Genomic DNA, 17,213 nt, shown 5'->3' with positions numbered 1-17,213 from the left:
CACGGGTGATAGTCAGGATAAGCTATCGAACGACGCGATGCCGCCCGCCATGCGTGGCAGCGCCTTGCCGGGCGCCCGCCCGACGCTGTACAGTTGCGCTACAGAAAAACTCGACCACAAAAGCAAAAGGAAGAATCAATGCCAGACGTCGTACCCACTTACGAACAAGTCGCTGAAGCGGCCGGCCGCCTGAGGGAGGAGGGCCGGCCTGTCACCATCGAAGCCGTGCGCGAAATCCTCGGCGACGCGTCCGCCACCGGCGTGCTGCGCCACCTGACGGCCTGGCGTGCCGCCGAGGAGCCGATGCCCACGCCGCCGGCGGCCGACATTCCTGAAGCCGTCGCCGCGGCGCTGACGGATTGGGCGCGGCGCTATGCGGAAGAATCCGGTGCCGGCCCGCGTGACGCGCTGGCCCGCGCCCAGGCCGACCTGGACGAGCTGCTGCGCTCGGGCGAGCAGGCCGAAAGCGAGCGCGACCAGGCGCAGGCCGTCAATGCCGAGCAGGCCGAGCAGATCGAACAATTGACGGTCGAATTGCGCGACGCCCGCCGGGTGGCCACGGAAGCGCTCGTCAGCAAGGCGAAGGATCAGCTCGCCATTGACGGCAAGGATCGCCAGATCAACGACCTGCGCCAGCAGCTGGAGCGCAACGTCACGGCCTCGGCCGCGGACTCCGACGCCCGCCTGGCCGCTGAAATGGAACTGGTCGGTGCGGTCACGGCGCGCGACGAGTTCGCGTCCGAAATCAAGCAGCTGCGCCAGCAGCTCGACACCATCAAGGCCGAGCGCGCCACGTTGCGTGCCGAGGTGGATGCCACGCGCGGCCGCGCCAAGACCTGAGTCGGTATTTTTGGGAGGGTAGGCGGAGCGGGTGCCGTGCAACTTGCGTGCCACGGAGATTTTCCGGCAGGGGGAGGGCGGCTGCAAGCCGATCCACTGCTAAGCAGACCGGCTGGGCGGCATGGGCGACAAATGAAGCCCTGGCGCGGCGGCACGCCCCCGGCCGCGAAGGCTGATTGCCGGTGCAGCTTTACTGCTGGCGTTTCTTCTCTTCCTTTTTCACCTTCTTGTCCGCCTTCTTTTCCTTCATGGTCTTGGCGGGTTCCTTCTTCGTGCTTTTCTTGGCGTCCTGGCTTTTACTCATGGGTTCCTCCGTATCGGTGACCGATTATGGACCAGATGTCAAAATCGCGTACGGTAACGGAAATCATCCTCCGCCGCCGTGCCCGGCCACGGCAGGCTTGTCCCGCGAAGCATAAACGGCTATAATCTCGGGTTGCCCGACCCCACGTCTGGCAAAGTTGTAAAAACCACACTTTAATAAACCCGAATCCTCTCAACAAGGGTGCCCGCAAGGGTGACTGAGTGGATTCCAGACCCAACCCTGGAGTTAAAAATGTCTGTAACGATGCGTGAAATGCTGGAAGCCGGCGTCCATTTCGGTCACCAAACCCGTTTCTGGAACCCAAAGATGGCGCCGTTCATCTTCGGCCACCGCAACAAGATTCACATCATCAACCTCGAAAAAACCATGGAAATGTACCAGGAGGCGATGAAGACCGTGCGCCAACTGTCCGCAAACCGTGGCACGATCCTGATGGTGGGCACCAAGCGCCAGGCGCGCGACATCATCGCCGCTGAAGCCCAGCGCGCAGGTGTTCCTTACGTCGACCAGCGTTGGCTGGGCGGCATGCTGACCAACTTCAAGACCATCAAGACTTCGATCAAGCGCCTGAAAGACATGGAAGCTTCGGTGGAAGATGGTTCCGTCGAGAAGCTGACCAAGAAGGACGCACTGCTGTTCTCGCGCGAAATGGAAAAGCTGCAGAAGTCCATCGGCGGTATCAAGGAAATGGGCGGTGTGCCTGACGCAATCTTCGTCGTCGACGTTGGCTACCACAAGGGCGCGATCACCGAAGCCAAGAAGCTGGGTATCCCGGTCATCGGCGTGGTCGACACCAACCACTCGCCAGCCGGCGTGGATTACATCATCCCTGGTAACGACGACTCCTCCAAAGCGATCACCCTGTACGCCCGCGGCGTGGCAGACGCGATCCTGGAAGGCCGCGCAAACGCCTCCGCTGACGTCCTGGAACAGATCAAGACGGCATCGGGCGACGAATTCGTGGAAGTGAACGAGCAGGCTTAATGTCTGGTTCCGCCGCGCGCAAGCCTGGCGGATGAAAGCTTTGAAAAGGGGTGGCTCTTCAAGCTCCCCTTTTTTTTAACGAAATACCGGCAGAGCAGGCCGCCGCGAGGTGCCGCCACCGGTAGAGCAACGAATATTCACCGAATACCCACCGAATACCCACCGAATAACAGGAGAAAAACATGGCAGCGATTACTGCAGCAATGGTTGGCGAACTGCGCGCCAAGACCGACGCACCGATGATGGAATGCAAGAAGGCCCTGACCGAAGCGGCTGGCGACATGGACAAGGCGGAAGAGATTCTGCGCGTCAAACTGGGCGGCAAGGCTGCCAAGGCATCGGCTCGCGTGACCGCCGAAGGCGTCGTCGCGGCATTCATCTCGGGCAATGTAGGCGCCCTGGTGGAAGTCAACTCCGAAACCGACTTCGTCGCCAAGAACGACGACTTCCTGGCCCTGGCCAACACGGCTGCCCGCCTGGCCGCCGAAAAGAACCCGGCCGACGTGGCTGCCCTGCTGGCGCTGCCAACCGAATCCGGCCAGACGCTGGACGAAGTGCGCTCCGCCCTGGTCGGCAAGATCGGCGAAAACATGTCGATCCGTCGCTTCCAGCGTTTTGAGACGACCGGCAAGCTGGCTTCCTACCTGCACGGCACCCGTATCGGCGTCATCGTCGACTTCGAAGGCGCCGACGAGCAAGTGGGCAAGGACGTGGCAATGCACATCGCGGCAATGAAGCCGGTGGCACTGTCCGCTGACCAGGTGCCTGCCGAAATGATCGAGAAAGAGCGCTCGGTTGCCCAGGCCAAGGCCGACGAAGATGCAGCCCAGGCTGCCGCTGCCGGCAAGCCGGCCCAGTCCGCCGACATCGTGGCGAAGCGCCTGGAAGGTTCCGTGCAGAAGTACCTGAAAGAGGTATCGCTGCTGAACCAGACGTTCGTCAAGAACGACAAGCAGTCGGTCGAGCAGATGCTGAAGGCCGCCAACGCGTCCGTCAAGGGCTTCACCATGTACGTGGTGGGCGAAGGCATTGAAAAGAAAGTCGACGATTTCGCCGCCGAAGTGGCAGCCCAGATGGCTGCTTCCAAGGGAGCGTAATTCGAAAAACGGGCCGCGAGGCCCGTTTTTTTAAGGTCGTTGTTATCAGGGTGTCGTGGCATTACGCTAAAAGCCGGGGTCAGTCCCTGTGCGGGGACAGACCCCACCTCCGATTGATTTCAACACCGCACAGCCAGCGCGACGTCGATGGCTGAAATCCCCCGGCGGGGAACGGCTTTCCGCTATGATTGCCGCCGGAGCGTTATCGGCTGCCGCGAGAACCCCTGGCAGGGTGCGCGGCCGCCACCGAATTCATTTTTATAGGAGCCCCAGCTCATGTCAAAACCAGCCTACAAGCGCGTCCTCCTCAAACTGTCCGGCGAGGCCCTGATGGGCGATGACCCATACGGCATCAACCGCGGCACGATCGAGCGCATGGTGGCCGACGTGGCCGAGGTCGCGAAACTGGGCGTGGAACTGGCGGTCGTCATCGGCGGTGGCAACATCTTCCGCGGTGTGGCGCCAGGCGCCCAGGGCATGGACCGCGCCACGGCCGACTATATGGGCATGCTGGCCACCGTCATGAACGCGCTGGCGCTGGCCGACGCGATGCGCCACGTGGGCGTGACCGCCCGCGTGATGTCGGCGATCGGCATCGAGCAGGTCGTCGAGCCGTACGTGCGTCCGAAAGCGCTGCAGTACCTGGAAGAAGGCAAGGTCGTCATCTTCGCCGCGGGCACCGGCAACCCGTTCTTCACGACCGACACGGCCGCCGCGCTGCGCGGCTCGGAAGTGTCGGCCGAGATCGTGCTGAAGGCCACCAAGGTGGACGGCGTGTACAGCGCCGATCCGAAGAAGGACCCGGACGCCACGCTGTACAGCACCATCAGCTTCGACGAAGCCATTGCCAAGCACCTGCAGGTGATGGACGCCACCGCGTTCGCGCTGTGCCGCGACCAGAAGCTGCCGATCAAGGTGTTCTCGATCACCAAGCCCGGCGCGATGATGCGCGTTATCATGGGTGAGGACGAAGGCACGCTGGTCCACGTTTAACGTTACAGACTCAAAAGCTACAGGAGAAAAATACATGTCCACAGCCGACATCAAGAAGAATGCCCAGGACAAGATGGCCAAGTCCCTGGAAACGCTGAAGGCCGACCTGGCCAAGGTCCGTACGGGCCGCGCGCACACGGGCATCCTGGACCACGTCATGGTCGATTACTACGGCAACCCGACGCCAATCAACCAGGTGGCAAGCCTGACGCTTGTCGATGCCCGCACGATCGGCGTGCAGCCGTTCGAGAAGAAGATGGCCGCCGCCATCGAGAAGGCGATTCGCGAGGCCGACCTGGGCCTGAACCCGTCGTCGCAGGGCGAACAGATCCGCGTGCCGACGCCCGCCCTGACGGAAGAGCGCCGCAAGGAAATGGTCAAGCTGTGCAAGAGCGAAGCGGAAGACGCGAAGATCGCCGTTCGTAACATCCGCCGCGACGCCAACGAGCAGCTGAAGCGCCTGGTCAAGGACAAGGCGATCTCGGAAGACGACGAGCGCCGCGGTTCGGACGAAGTGCAGAAGCTGACCGACAAGGCCATCGTCGATATCGACAAGATCGTCGCCGAGAAGGAAAAGGAAGTGCTGACGGTGTAACGCCGCCGCGGTCCTGCCGCGTCTGACCGAGGGGCCCCGCGAAACGGGTCGTGGCCAGCGCCGCGAGCCGTTTTCGGGGTCCCTTTCACCTGTTTTTTGGAAATATTTTCCAGAAACAGGGGACTGTCCCGGGTTTTTTGCTCATTTTTATAATAAAGTTCAGCTTTTGGTCTGAAGCGTTTACATGAAATATTCGAGTTCGACGACGGCGGTGCCGGAAGTGCCGAAAGTACCGCGCCATGTGGCGATCATCATGGACGGTAACGGCCGCTGGGCAACCCGGCGCTTCCTGCCCCGGGTCGCCGGTCACGTCAAGGGCGTTGAAGCGGTGCGCACCGTGGTCGAGGCCTGCGCGCTGCGCGGCATCGAGTACCTGACGGTGTTCGCGTTCAGTTCGGAGAACTGGCGCCGCCCGGAAGAGGAAGTGTCGCTGCTGATGCGCCTGTTCGTCACGGCGCTGGAGCGCGAAGTGGCGAAGATGCACGCCAATAATATCCGCCTGAAGGTCGTGGGCGACCTGTCCCGCTTCGACGCCAAATTGCGCGAGATGATCGCCAATGCCGAGCGCAAGACCGCCAACAACACCCGCCTGACCGTCACCGTGTGCGCCAACTATGGCGGCCGCTGGGATATCATGCAGGCCGTCGGCAAGATGGTGGCGGCCCACCCGGGCGCGACCGACTTTTCCGAAGAGCAGCTGGCGCCGCACCTGGCGATGGCGTACGCGCCCGAGCCGGACCTGTTCATCCGCACGGGCGGCGAGGAGCGCATCTCGAACTTCCTGTTGTGGCAGCTCGCGTATACCGAGCTGTACTTCACCGACACGTACTGGCCCGATTTCACCAGCGAGAAGCTGGACGAGGCCATCGCGTCGTATCAGCACCGGGAACGCCGTTTCGGCCGCACCGGCGAACAACTGGCCAAGTCCAAATAACATCGACAGACAATGCTGAAAACCCGGATCATTACCGCCGTCGTCCTGCTCGTCGTGCTGCTGGCCGTGCTGTTCTCCGGCTCGCAGATCGCCATCCAGGCGCTGGTGGCGCTGGCCTTTGGCGCCACCGTATGGGAAGCCTTCCGCCTGTTCAAATACCGCGGCCCGGTCGCCATCGGCATCGCCCTGGTCTGGACGGCGGCGTTTGCCTACACCTTTTACGTCCATGACGGCCTAGCGCAGGCGCGCTTCTGGTGCGCGCTGGCCGCGGCCATCTGGCTGCTGCGCTTCCTGCCGTCGCTCAAACTCGGCCTGCCGCCTCTGGAGGGCTTCGGCAATACGCTGCTCAGCATGGTGTACGCCGTCACGCTGGTGTCCTGCTTTGTCGCCATCCTCGTGCTGCTCGGGCGTTCGGCCGTCTACCTGCTGTCAAGCATGGCGATTGTCTGGGTGGCCGACATCGGCGCCTATTTTTCCGGCAAGGCGTTCGGCAAGCGCAAGCTGGCGCCGTCGATCTCGCCGGGCAAATCGTGGGAAGGCGCCATTGGCGGCTGGATCGCCGTGCTGGTATTGTCTGCCGTGACGATCCTGGCCGCCCCAGGCGTGCCGCTGCTGCAGGACACCTTCGCCGTGCGCATGCAGGCGCAACTGGGGTGGGGCACTGCCCTGGCCGCGCTGACCGTCATCGTGATCGCCTCGGTCGTGGGCGACCTGTTTGAATCCCAGCTCAAGCGCCGCGCCGGCTTCAAGGACAGCAGCAGCCTGCTGCCCGGCCACGGCGGCGTGCTCGATCGCGTGGACGCCTTGGTGCCCGTGCTGCCCATCGTGGCGCTAATCGGCGGCTGGCTGTAACAGAACAACGCCGCCCCGGCGGGGCGGCGCATCGGGGCCGCGGCAGGATGTGGCCTCAGCAGAGGAAACAACATGCAACGTATCACCATTCTCGGCGCCACCGGTTCGATCGGCGTCTCCACGCTGGACGTCATCGCCCGCCATCCCGACCGTTATTCCGTCCACGCGCTGTCCGCGCATGGCCGCGTGCAGGAACTGGCCGCACAGTGCCAGCAGTTCCGGCCGGCGCGCGCCGTCGTCGGCAGCGCCGCCGCGGCCGACCAGCTGGCCGCGCTGCTGCGCGCGATGAACGTCGACACGCAGGTGGAGTGGGGTGAGGCGGCGCTGTGCGCGATTGCTTCCGCACCGGAAGTGGACAGTGTGATGGCCGCCATCGTCGGCGCGGCCGGCCTGGCGCCCACGCTGGCCGCCGCCCAGGCGGGCAAGAAGGTCCTGCTGGCCAACAAGGAAGCGCTGGTTATGTCCGGCCAGCTGTTCATGGACGCGGTGCAGGAAAGCGGCGCCACCCTGCTGCCGATCGACAGCGAACACAATGCCATCTTCCAGTGCCTGCCGACGAGCTACCGGCGCGTGCCCGATGCCGCCGGCGTGACGAAGATCCTGCTGACCGCATCCGGCGGGCCGTTCCTGAAACGCGCCGTCGAATCGCTCGATGCGGTAACGCCGGACGAAGCGTGCAAGCACCCGAAATGGGTCATGGGCCGCAAGATCTCGGTGGACTCCGCCACGATGATGAACAAGGGCCTGGAAGTGATCGAGGCGCACTGGCTGTTCGGCGCCCCGGCCGACCGCATCGAAGTCGTCATCCACCCGCAGTCGGTGATCCACTCGATGGTGTCGTACAACGACGGCTCCGTGCTGGCCGAACTGGGCAACCCGGACATGCGCACGCCCATCGCCCACGCGCTGGCCTACCCGGAGCGCATCCCTTCCGGCGTGGCACAGCTGGACCTGACCCAGGTCGGCACGCTGCAGTTCGAGAAGCCGGACTTCGCGCGCTTCCCGTGCCTGGCGCTGGCGTTCGACGCGCTGCGTGCCGGTGGCACCGCGCCCGCGCTGCTCAACGCGGCCAACGAAGTGGCCGTGCAGGCGTTCCTCGACGAGCGCATCGGCTTCCGCCAGATCGACCGCGTCATCGCCGCCGTGATGGACGAGCTGCCCCACGGCGCCGCGTCGTCGATCGAGGCGGTGATGGCGCAGGACGCGCTGGCCCGCGCCTGCGCGCACCGCGTCATCGCGACACTGCCGCCGCTGGCGGTGGCCGGCGCCGCATAAGCCGGCACGGATCATGAACCTGCTGCAGACCCTCGTCGCGTTCGTCGTTGCGCTGGGCACGCTCATCGTCATCCACGAGCTGGGGCACTACCTCGTCGCGCGCTGGTGCGGCGTCAAGGTGCTGCGCTTCTCCGTCGGCATGGGCCGCATCGTCTGGTCGCGCCGCTTCGGCCCCGATCAAACGGAGTGGGCCATCTCCGCGCTGCCGCTGGGCGGCTATGTCAAGATGCTGGATGCGCGTGATCAGGACGTGGCGAGCCTGCCCGAAGCGGACCTGCGCCGCGAGTTCACGCGCCAGAGCGTCTGGAAGCGCATCGCTATCGTCGCTGCGGGCCCGCTGGCCAACTTCCTGCTGGCGATCCTGCTGTACGCGGGCCTGTACATGCACGGCATCGAGGAACCGGCCAGCCGCCTGGCGCAGCCCGCGCAGGGCACGGCGGCGCAACTGGCGGGCTTCAAGCGTGACGATACCGTCGTCGCCATCAACGGCAATGCCGTCGCCGGCTGGTCCGACCTGCGCTGGCAGGTGATCCGCGCCGCCGTGGATGCGAAGGACGGGCAGGGGGCGCGCATCGAAGTGCAGCGCCCCGGGCGCGGGCGCTTCACGTTCACGCTGCCGGCCGAGGCGCTGACGAAACTCGATCTGGATGGCGACGTGACGACGGCACTGGGCCTGTCGATCGCACTGCCGCCGCCCGTGCTGGGCAAGGTCGATCCGCGCGGTGCCGGCGCGCGCGCCGGCCTGCGCACGGGCGATACGATCGTTGCCATGGACGGCGTTCCGGTGCAGGACATCGGCGCGTTCACCGGCGCGGTCCGGGCGGCGCCCGGCCGCGAGATCGTGCTGGACGTACTGCGCGACGGACGCCCGCTGCGCCTGCCCGTCACGCCCGAAGGGGACAACGTCAAGGGGGGCAAGGCACCTGTAACAGTCGGTAAGATCAAGGTGGAGCTGCTGGGACGCCCGGATATGATCGTCGTCACCGACGGCCCTGTGCGCGCCACGACGAAGGCGGTGCGCAAGGTGTGGGACACCAGCGTGCTGACGGTGCGCATGATCGGCCGGATGCTGACAGGCGACGTCTCGTGGAAGAACGTGACGGGACCGATCACGATCGCCGACTACGCGGGACAGAGTTCGCGCATCGGCCTGGCGAGCTACCTGACCTTCATGGCGGTCGTCAGCATTAGCCTTGGAGTAATGAATTTGCTACCGATTCCCGTTCTGGATGGTGGCCATTTGCTGTATTATTCGCTGGAAGTTTTGACTGGGCGCCCCGTATCGGAGCGTTTTGGGGAGATTGCACAGCGTCTGGGCGTGGGGTTGCTGGTGACCTTGATGGCGCTCGCTGTGTTCAACGATGTTGCGCGGTTGATGTGAACCGTCCGCCGCGCGTGCAGTCTCGTGTCAGAGAAGCTGGTTCGGAATGGGCGCAAGCAGCGCTTATCGCGAAACGGCTTTTCGTACCATTATATTTGCCAATGAAATTCAATTCTGATCGCTTTGCCTTGCCTTCCTTTCGCCGCAGCCTGATCGGTGCCGCCGTACTGGCCTTCTGCTCCGGCAGCGCTTTCGCCATCGCCCCCTTTGTCGTCAAGGACATCCGTGTCGAAGGCATCCAGCGTACCGAAGCGGGCACCGTGTTCAGCTATCTGCCCGTGCGCGTGGGCGAGACCTTCAGCGACGACAAGAGCGTCGCCGCGATCAAGGCCCTGTACGCGACGGGCATCTTCAAGGACGTGCGCCTGGAGGCGGACGGCAACGTGCTGGTGGTGATCGTCGAGGAACGTCCCGCGATCGCCAAGGTGGACTTCACCGGCACCCATGAATTCGAGAAGGACATGCTGGTCAAGGCGCTGAAGGACATCGGCGTCGGCGAAGCGAAGACCTTCGACAAGGCGACCGTCGACCGCGCCGAACAGGAACTGAAGCGCCAGTATCTGTCGCGCGGCCTGTACGGCGTGAAGATCACGACGACCGTCACGCCGATGGAGCGCAACCGCGTCGGCATCAACTTCGGCGTGGACGAAGGCGAGATCGCCCGCATCAAGCAGATCAACATCGTCGGCAACAAGGTCTTCTCCGACAAGGAGCTGCGCAAGGAGCTGTCGCTGAACACGAGCACCTGGTTCAGCTGGTACACGAAGGCCGACCAGTATTCGAAGACGAAGCTGACGGGCGACATCGAGTCGCTGAAATCGTTCTACCTGGACCGCGGCTACATCGAGATGAACGTCGATTCGACGCAGGTCTCGATCACGCCGGACAAGAAGGACATCTACCTCACCATCAACATCACCGAAGGCGAGAAGTACACCGTCTCGGACATCAAGTTCGAAGGCGAGATGTTCGGCCGCGAGGACGAGCTGCGCTCGCTGGTGCTGCTCAAACCGGGTGCGACATACTCGGGCGCGCGCCTGACGGCCACGAACAAGCTGATCACGGACCGCCTGGGCAACTTCGGCTACGCCTTTGCCAACGTCAACGCCAATCCGGAAGTGAACCGCGAAAAGCGCGAAGTGGCGTTCACGTTCATGATCGACCCGGGCAAGCGCGCCTACGTGCGCCGCATGAACATCGCCGGCAACACGACCACGCGCGATGAAGTCATTCGCCGCGAGTTCCGCCAGTTCGAATCGAGCTGGTACGACGCCAACAAGATCAAGCTCTCGCGCGACCGCGTCGACCGCCTGGGCTACTTCAAGGACGTGACGATCGACACGCCGGAAGCGCAGGGCACGTCGGACCAGGTGGACGTCAACCTGACGGTGGTCGAGAAGCCGACCGGTTCGTTCCAGATCGGTGGCGCGTTCTCTCAGGCCGAGAAATTCAGCCTGAACGCCTCGATCCAGCAGGCCAACTTCGCCGGTTCGGGCAATACCGTCGGCATCGACCTGAATACCAGTAAATACAGCCGCACGATCGCGTTCTCCGAAACGAATCCATACTTCACGGACGATGGCGTGTCGCAGAGCTATGAGATTTACCTGCGTACGTTCCGCCCGCCGGCGGTCAATATCGGCGCGTATTCCATCAAGCAGACCGGTGGCCGCGTCAGCTGGGGTGTGCCGTTCTCGGAAGTCGACACGGTGTTCTTCGGCATCGGCCTGGAACACGCCAATATCGAAACCGACCCGACCAGCCCGAGCTACTTCAAGAAATACGTGCGCGACCTGGGCGGCCCGGAAAGCGGCGAAGGTTCCGTCTCGTCCAACTCGGTGCCGCTGACGGTGGCGTGGGGCCGCGACAGCCGCGACAGCGCCGTCACGCCGACGGTGGGCCGCTACCAGCGCGCCAACCTCGAGATCGACCTGATCGGCGACACGAAGTATTACCGCGCCGTCTACGAACACCAGTGGTATCGTCCGCTGACGCAGTCGATGACGCTGGCCCTGAAAGGCGAGTTCGATTACGGCCACGGCATCGGCAGCAAGCCTTACCCCGTCTTCAAGAACTTCTACGCCGGCGGTATCGGCTCGGTGCGCGGCTATTACAGCTCGTCGCTGGGCTATGTCGACCCGGTCAACTTCGATGCCCTGGGCGGCGCCTCGCGCCTGATCGGCAATGCGGAACTGCAGATGCCGTTCCCGGGCCAGGGCAAGGACCGCAGCCTGCGCTGGTTCGGCTTCCTCGACGGCGGCCAGGTTTACCAGGAAGGCCAGAAGATGCGCCTGTCCGAGCTGCGCTTCTCGACGGGCCTGGGCATCAGCTGGATTTCCCCCGTGGGTCCGCTGAAGTTGAGTTATGCTAAGCCCCTGAACGCCAAGCCAGGCGATCGCCTGGAACGCTTCCAGTTCCAGATGGGTACCGGCTTCTGAAGAGCCGCAGGCGTGACGGCACAAGTTATAGGAGAATCATGTTGAAGACTGCATCCGCGAAGCTGGGCACGTTCGTTGCCGCATCGGCGCTGGGTTGCCTCATGCTGGCGCCCGCGCAAGCGCAGTCCTCCCGCATTGCGTGGCTGAGCCCCGAGCGCATCTACAATGAATCGAAGCTGGCCATGCTGGCCACGAAAAAACTGCAGGAAGAGTTTTCCAAGCGCGAGCAGGCCGTCAAGGACCTGGCGCAGCGCCTGAAGGATGCTTCCGACAAGCTGGAGAAGGATCTGCCGTCGTTGAACGAGCTTGACCGCGGCAAGCGCCAGCGCGAGGTGGTGGAGCTGGACAAGGAGTTCCAGCGCCGCCAGCGCGAGTTCCGCGAGGACGTCAACCAGCGCAGCAACGAGGAGCGCGCCGCCATCGCCGAACGGGCGACGCGGATCATCAAGAAGCTGGCCGAAACGGAAGGCTACGACATCGTGCTGCAGGATGCCGTCTGGGCCAGCCCCCGCATCGACATCACCAAGAAGGTGCTGGACGAGCTGGACAAGGATAAATAATCAGATTGGATCACCCGATGGGCCTTCGACTAGGAGAACTGGTCGAGCGTTTGGGCGGGCAGTTGATCGGCGACCCGAACACGCAAGTGTCCGGGATCGCGCCATTGACGGACGCCGGCGTTTCACATATCAGCTTTCTCACCAATAGCAAGTTTCGCGCACAGGCCGGGCAAAGCCGCGCCGCTGCGCTGATCGTATCCCCCAACGACGACGCGCTGGTCGCCCAGACCTACACGGGCGCGCGCATCGTCACGCCCAACCCGTACGCGTATTTTGCGCATGCGGCCCAGTGGTTCGAGTCGCTGACCGCGTATGTGCCGGCGCCCGGCATCCATCCGAGCGCCGTGGTGGACCCGAGTGCCAGCATCGACCCGACGGCGCATATCGGCGCCAACGTGACGGTGGAGGCCGATGCCGTAATCAAGCCCGGCGTGCGCATCGACGCCGGCTGCTATGTCGGCCGCGCGGCCGTCATCGGCGAGAATACGCACTTCTTCGCCAACGTGACGTTCCACGCGCGCTGCGTCATCGGCGCGCGCGGCATCGTCCATTCCGGCGCCGTCATCGGCACGGACGGTTTCGGCTTTGCCAACGAGGGCGGCGTCTACGTGCGCATTCCGCAGACGGGCCGCGTCGTCATCGGCGACGATGTCGATATCGGCGCCTCCACCACGATCGACCGCGGCGCACTGGCCGACACGATCATCGAGGACGGCGTCAAGCTGGACAACCAGATCCAGATCGGCCACAACTGCCATATCGGCGCGCACACGGCCATGGCCGGCTGCGTCGGCGTGGCGGGCAGCGCGAAAATCGGCAAGTACTGCACGTTCGGCGGCGCCGCGATGGTGCTGGGGCACCTGACGATCGTCGACAAGGTACACGTGTCGTCGGGCAGCATGGTGTCCCGCTCCATCCTCGAGCCGGGCCAGTACACGGGCTTCTATCCGCTGGCGAAAAACGCCGACTGGGAGAAGTCGGCCGCCATCGTGCGCAACCTGTCCACGATGCGCGAGAAGATCCGGGCCCTGGAAAAGACCATCAAAACCATAACAATACAAAACGAGAAACACGAGCAATCATGACCACTGCAGAAAACAAGACGCTTGACATCAACCAGATCAAGGAACTGCTGCCGCACCGCTACCCGATGCTGCTGGTGGACCGGGTGCTGACCTGGGAAGCGCACAAGACGATCACCGCCATCAAGAACGTGACCGCCAACGAGGAATTCTTCAACGGTCACTTCCCGCACAAGCCGGTCATGCCGGGCGTGCTGATGATCGAAGCGCTGGCGCAGACCGCCGCGATCCTGTCGTTCCTGACGATGAACGTGAAACCGGACGAGAACTCGGTGGTCTACTTCGTCGGCATCGACAATGCCCGCTTCAAGCGTCCCGTCGTGCCGGGTGACCAGCTCAGGATGGACGTCGAGATCCTGCGCGTGGCGCGCGGTATCTGGAAGTACAAGGCCGTGGGCACCGTCGACGGCCAGCTCGCGCTCGAGGGTGAGCTGATGTGCACCATCCGTAACACGGCCGAAGCTTAAAGCGCCGGGAGACACCATGGCTACCATCCATCCAACCGCGATCGTCGATCCGAAGGCGCAGCTGGGCGAGGGCGTGGAGATCGGCGCCTATTCGATCGTGGGTCCGGACGTCGTCATCGGCGACCGTACCTGGGTCGGCCCGCACGTCGTCATCGAAGGCCACACGACGATCGGCTGCGACAACAAGTTCTTCCAGTTCTCGTCCATCGGCGCACCGCCGCAGGACAAGAAGTGGAACGGCGAACCGACCCGGCTGGAAGTGGGCGACCGCAACACGGTGCGCGAGTTCTGCACGTTCAACCTGGGTACGGTGCAGGACAAGGGCGTGACGAAACTGGGCAACGACAACTGGATCTCGGCCTACGTCCACCTGGCGCACGACTGCGTGGTCGGCAACAACACGATCTTCTCGAACAACGCGCAGATGGCGGGGCACGTGGAGATCGGCGACTGGGTCATCATGAGCGGCTACGCCAACGTGCACCAGTTCTGCAAGATCGGCGCGCACGCGTTCGTCGGCATGAGCACCAGCCTGACGCAGGACGTGCCGCCGTTCGTCCTCCTGAACGGCAATCCGGCGCAGGCGCACGGCATCAATATCGAAGGCCTGAAACGGCGCGGCTTCACGCGCGAGCAGATCAACGCCCTGCGCGCCGCGTACAAGACGCTGTACCGCTCGGGCCTGACGCTGGAAGAAGCCAAGGCCGCCCTGCAGGAGCAGGAGAACGGCACCCCCGATGCGGCCGAACACCTGCGCGCATTCCGCACGTTCCTCGATACGGCCAGCCGTGGCATCGTCCGCTGATTCTGCCCCATCGATTGCCGTTGTCGCCGGCGAGCCGTCCGGAGACATGCTTGCAAGCCGCCTGCTCTCCGGCCTGCGCACGCACCTGCCGCATGCCCGTTTTCACGGCATCGGCGGGCCGCAGATGATCGCGCAAGGCTTCGAGTCGCACTGGCCCATCGAAACGATGACGGTGCGCGGGCTGTTCGAAGTCATTCCCCGCTACCGCGAACTGAAACGCATCCAGAACACGCTGCGCGACCGCCTGATCGCCGAGCGGCCGGCCGTCTTCATCGGCGCCGACTACCCGGGCTTCAATCTGGGGCTGGAAGCGCAGCTGAGGGATGCCGGCATCCCCACGATGCACTACATCGGCCCGCAGATCTGGGCCTGGCGGGGCGGGCGCATCAAGAAGATCGTCCGCTCCGTGTCGCACATGCTGGTGGTGTTCCCGTTCGAAGCGCCGATCTACGAAAAGGCCGGCGTGCCCGTCACCTATGTCGGCCATCCGCTGGCGGAAGTGATTCCGCTGGCGCCCGATACGGCCGCCGCCCGGCGTACGCTGGGCGTGCCCGAGGATGCCAACGTCGTCACGATGATGCCGGGCAGCCGCATGGGGGAACTGAAGTACAACACGGTAGCGTTCGTCGAGGCGGTGAAGCTGCTGCAGGCGCGCGACCGCTCGCTGCGCGTCCTCGTGCCGATGGCGGGCGACAGGCAGAAGGCGTATTTCCGCGAGCTGGTCGCAGGTGCCGGACTGCAGGACGTGCCGCTGCAGCTGCTGGACGGGCAGAGCCACGCCGCCATCTGCGCCGCCGACGCGGTGCTGGTCGCATCCGGCACGGCGTCGCTGGAAGTGGCGCTGTTCAAGAAGCCGATGGTCATTGCGTATAAAATGATGCGTGCATCGTGGGAGATCATGCGCCATATGGGTTACCAGCCGTGGATCGGCCTGCCCAATATCCTGGCGCGGGAGTTCCTTGTGCCCGAGCTGTTGCAGCACCACGCCAGCCCGCAGGCGCTGGCGGACGCGATGTGGCAGCAGCTGACGGATGTGCCGCACCGGCTGCAGCTGGTACAGCGCTTTACCGACATGCACCACAGCCTGCTGCGCAACAGCGCGGAGGAAAGTGCCGCGGCCGTGATGAAAGTGATCGCAAACCGATGAATACCATGCAGACTGGCCTGTTCGACGACTTGCCGTACTCCCTCGATGAAGTCATCTGCGGCGTGGATGAAGCCGGGCGCGGCCCGCTGGCAGGCCCCGTGTACGCGGCCGCCGTCATCCTGCACCGCGAGCGGCCCATCGACGGCCTGCGCGATTCCAAGAAGCTGACGGAGGCGCGCCGCGAGGAGCTGGCGCCGCTCATCAAGCGCGACTGCATCGCCTGGGCCATCGCCAAGGCGTCCGAGGCGGAAATCGACAAGCTCAATATCCTGCAGGCCTCCTTGCTGGCGATGAAACGGGCCGTGCATGCGCTCGAGACGATCCCCACGCTGGCCCTGATCGACGGGAACAAGTGCCCCGTGATGCGGATCCAGACGATCGCCATTATCGATGGCGACGACAAGATCGAGTCGATCTCCGCCGCGTCGATCCTGGCGAAGACGGCGCGCGATGACGCGTTGCGCAAGCTCCACAGGAAATATCCCCAGTACGGCTTCGACCAGCACAAGGGCTACGGCACGGCGCAGCACCTGGCGGCGCTGAAGACCCATGGCGTCTCGCCCGTGCACCGCCGCTCGTTCGCGCCCGTGCGCGAGCTGATCGAGCTGGCGTTCTGAAGAAAAGCAGACTTTGAAAATCATCACCTCGCGCGACAACGCGCAATACAAGGACCTGAAGCACCTGGCCACCAGCTCGCAGGCGCGCCGCAAGGCCGGCCGCACGCTGCTCGACGGCGTGCACCTGTGCGAGACGTGGCTGCAGCTGCGCGGTCATCCGGAGCAATGCATCGTCAGCGAAGGCGCGATGCAGAACGGCGAAGTCGCCGCCATCGTCGCGCGCCTGGAAGGCGAACATGCGCACGTGCTGTGCTTTCCCGATGCGCTGTACGCGGCACTGAGCCAGGTCGAACACGGCGTCGGCATCATGTTCCTCGTCGAGACGCCGCAACGGGCTACGCCCGCTGCGCTGTCGGTCAACGCCGTGCTGCTCGATAACGTGCAGGACCCGGGCAATGTCGGCTCGATCCTGCGCAGCGCCGCAGCCGCCGGTATCGGCGAAGTCTATTGCAGCCCCGGTACGGCGTTCTGCTGGTCGCCCAAGGTGCTGCGCGCCGCGATGGGCGCCCACTTCGTGCTGGACATCTTCGAGAATGTGGACCTGGCGCCGCTGCTGGCGGATGCGCCGATCGCCACGCTGGCAACTAGCGGCTATGCGCGCCAGCGGCTGTACGACGTCGACCTGAAACGGCCCGTCGCGTGGGTGTTCGGCCACGAAGGGCAGGGCGTCTCGGACGAGCTGCTGGGCCTTGCACGCCACCAGGTCGTCATCCCGCACCTGGGCGAAGTGGAGTCGCTCAACGTCGCCGCCTGTGCGGCGGTTTGCTTTTTCGAGCAGGTCAGGCAGAATCTGGACTGAGCAGTCCAACATCAACGGCCCG

General features: G+C 64.2%; 17 protein-coding genes. All 17 read left to right on the top strand.

Translation table 11 applies throughout. From position 1 onward, the window contains the following. Window positions 1-138: 138 nt before the first annotated feature. The 17 genes from E1742_RS04900 (at window position 139) to E1742_RS04820 (ending at window position 17,191) form a co-directional block, all read left to right on the top strand. The gene (locus E1742_RS04900; RefSeq protein ID WP_134383816.1) at window positions 139-840 is read left to right on the top strand and encodes a DNA-binding protein; all 702 of its coding nucleotides are present in this window, start codon (window positions 139-141) and stop codon (window positions 838-840) included. A 556-nt stretch (window positions 841-1,396) separates the two neighbouring features. Continuing rightward, window positions 1,397-2,149: a 30S ribosomal protein S2 gene (gene rpsB, locus E1742_RS04895; protein ID WP_134383815.1), complete on the top strand. Its 753-nt coding sequence runs from the start codon at window positions 1,397-1,399 to the stop codon at window positions 2,147-2,149. Window positions 2,150-2,331: 182 nt separating this feature from the next. Then, a complete protein-coding gene (gene tsf, locus E1742_RS04890; protein ID WP_134383814.1) occupies window positions 2,332-3,246 on the top strand; it encodes a translation elongation factor Ts in 915 nt (304 codons plus the stop codon). A gap of 276 nt (window positions 3,247-3,522) precedes the next feature. Next, on the top strand, window positions 3,523-4,239 hold the full coding sequence (gene pyrH, locus E1742_RS04885; protein ID WP_134383813.1) for a UMP kinase: 717 nt from the start codon (window positions 3,523-3,525) through the stop codon (window positions 4,237-4,239). A gap of 34 nt (window positions 4,240-4,273) precedes the next feature. Next, window positions 4,274-4,834: a ribosome recycling factor gene (gene frr, locus E1742_RS04880; protein WP_134383812.1), complete on the top strand. Its 561-nt coding sequence runs from the start codon at window positions 4,274-4,276 to the stop codon at window positions 4,832-4,834. Window positions 4,835-5,018: 184 nt separating this feature from the next. Continuing rightward, window positions 5,019-5,768 carry a polyprenyl diphosphate synthase gene (gene uppS / locus E1742_RS04875; protein ID WP_134383811.1) on the top strand — a complete coding sequence of 250 codons (750 nt, stop codon included), beginning with the start codon at window positions 5,019-5,021 and terminating at the stop codon, window positions 5,766-5,768. Window positions 5,769-5,780: 12 nt separating this feature from the next. Beyond that, window positions 5,781-6,620, top strand: coding sequence for a phosphatidate cytidylyltransferase (locus tag E1742_RS04870; protein ID WP_134383810.1), 840 nt, complete (start codon window positions 5,781-5,783; stop codon window positions 6,618-6,620). 72 nt (window positions 6,621-6,692) lie between these two features. Continuing rightward, the gene (gene ispC, locus E1742_RS04865; RefSeq protein WP_134383809.1) at window positions 6,693-7,895 is read left to right on the top strand and encodes a 1-deoxy-D-xylulose-5-phosphate reductoisomerase; all 1,203 of its coding nucleotides are present in this window, start codon (window positions 6,693-6,695) and stop codon (window positions 7,893-7,895) included. Between the two features lie 13 nt (window positions 7,896-7,908). Next, window positions 7,909-9,276, top strand: coding sequence for an RIP metalloprotease RseP (rseP, locus tag E1742_RS04860; RefSeq protein ID WP_134383808.1), 1,368 nt, complete (start codon window positions 7,909-7,911; stop codon window positions 9,274-9,276). A gap of 101 nt (window positions 9,277-9,377) precedes the next feature. Next, window positions 9,378-11,714, top strand: coding sequence for an outer membrane protein assembly factor BamA (gene bamA / locus E1742_RS04855; protein WP_134383807.1), 2,337 nt, complete (start codon window positions 9,378-9,380; stop codon window positions 11,712-11,714). Window positions 11,715-11,752: 38 nt separating this feature from the next. After that, a complete protein-coding gene (locus E1742_RS04850; RefSeq protein WP_371860204.1) occupies window positions 11,753-12,274 on the top strand; it encodes an OmpH/Skp family outer membrane protein in 522 nt (173 codons plus the stop codon). Between the two features lie 17 nt (window positions 12,275-12,291). Continuing rightward, entirely contained in the window at window positions 12,292-13,359 is a 1,068-nt protein-coding gene (lpxD, locus tag E1742_RS04845; RefSeq protein ID WP_134383806.1) for a UDP-3-O-(3-hydroxymyristoyl)glucosamine N-acyltransferase, read from the top strand. Beyond that, complete coding sequence (fabZ, locus tag E1742_RS04840; RefSeq protein ID WP_134383805.1) at window positions 13,356-13,823, top strand: 3-hydroxyacyl-ACP dehydratase FabZ; 468 nt, start codon at window positions 13,356-13,358, stop codon at window positions 13,821-13,823. The genes lpxD and fabZ overlap by 4 nt, the downstream gene beginning before the upstream one ends. A 16-nt stretch (window positions 13,824-13,839) precedes the next feature. After that, on the top strand, window positions 13,840-14,628 hold the full coding sequence (gene lpxA / locus E1742_RS04835; RefSeq protein ID WP_134383804.1) for an acyl-ACP--UDP-N-acetylglucosamine O-acyltransferase: 789 nt from the start codon (window positions 13,840-13,842) through the stop codon (window positions 14,626-14,628). Next, on the top strand, window positions 14,612-15,775 hold the full coding sequence (gene lpxB, locus E1742_RS04830) for a lipid-A-disaccharide synthase (RefSeq protein ID WP_229466532.1): 1,164 nt from the start codon (window positions 14,612-14,614) through the stop codon (window positions 15,773-15,775). Before lpxA ends, lpxB begins: the two co-directional genes overlap by 17 nt. Beyond that, window positions 15,772-16,392 (top strand): ribonuclease HII, encoded by a 621-nt coding sequence (gene rnhB / locus E1742_RS04825; RefSeq protein ID WP_134383802.1) that lies wholly within the window; start codon window positions 15,772-15,774, stop codon window positions 16,390-16,392. Before lpxB ends, rnhB begins: the two co-directional genes overlap by 4 nt. A gap of 13 nt (window positions 16,393-16,405) precedes the next feature. Then, entirely contained in the window at window positions 16,406-17,191 is a 786-nt protein-coding gene (locus E1742_RS04820) for a TrmH family RNA methyltransferase (protein ID WP_134383801.1), read from the top strand. Window positions 17,192-17,213: the final 22 nt, after the last annotated feature.

The sequence above is a fragment of the Pseudoduganella plicata genome (assembly GCF_004421005.1).
GTDB lineage: Bacteria > Pseudomonadota > Gammaproteobacteria > Burkholderiales > Burkholderiaceae_D > Rugamonas > Rugamonas plicata.
Note: the sequence above shows the minus strand (reverse complement) of the source record. Positions and strands in the feature narration are given on the sequence as shown.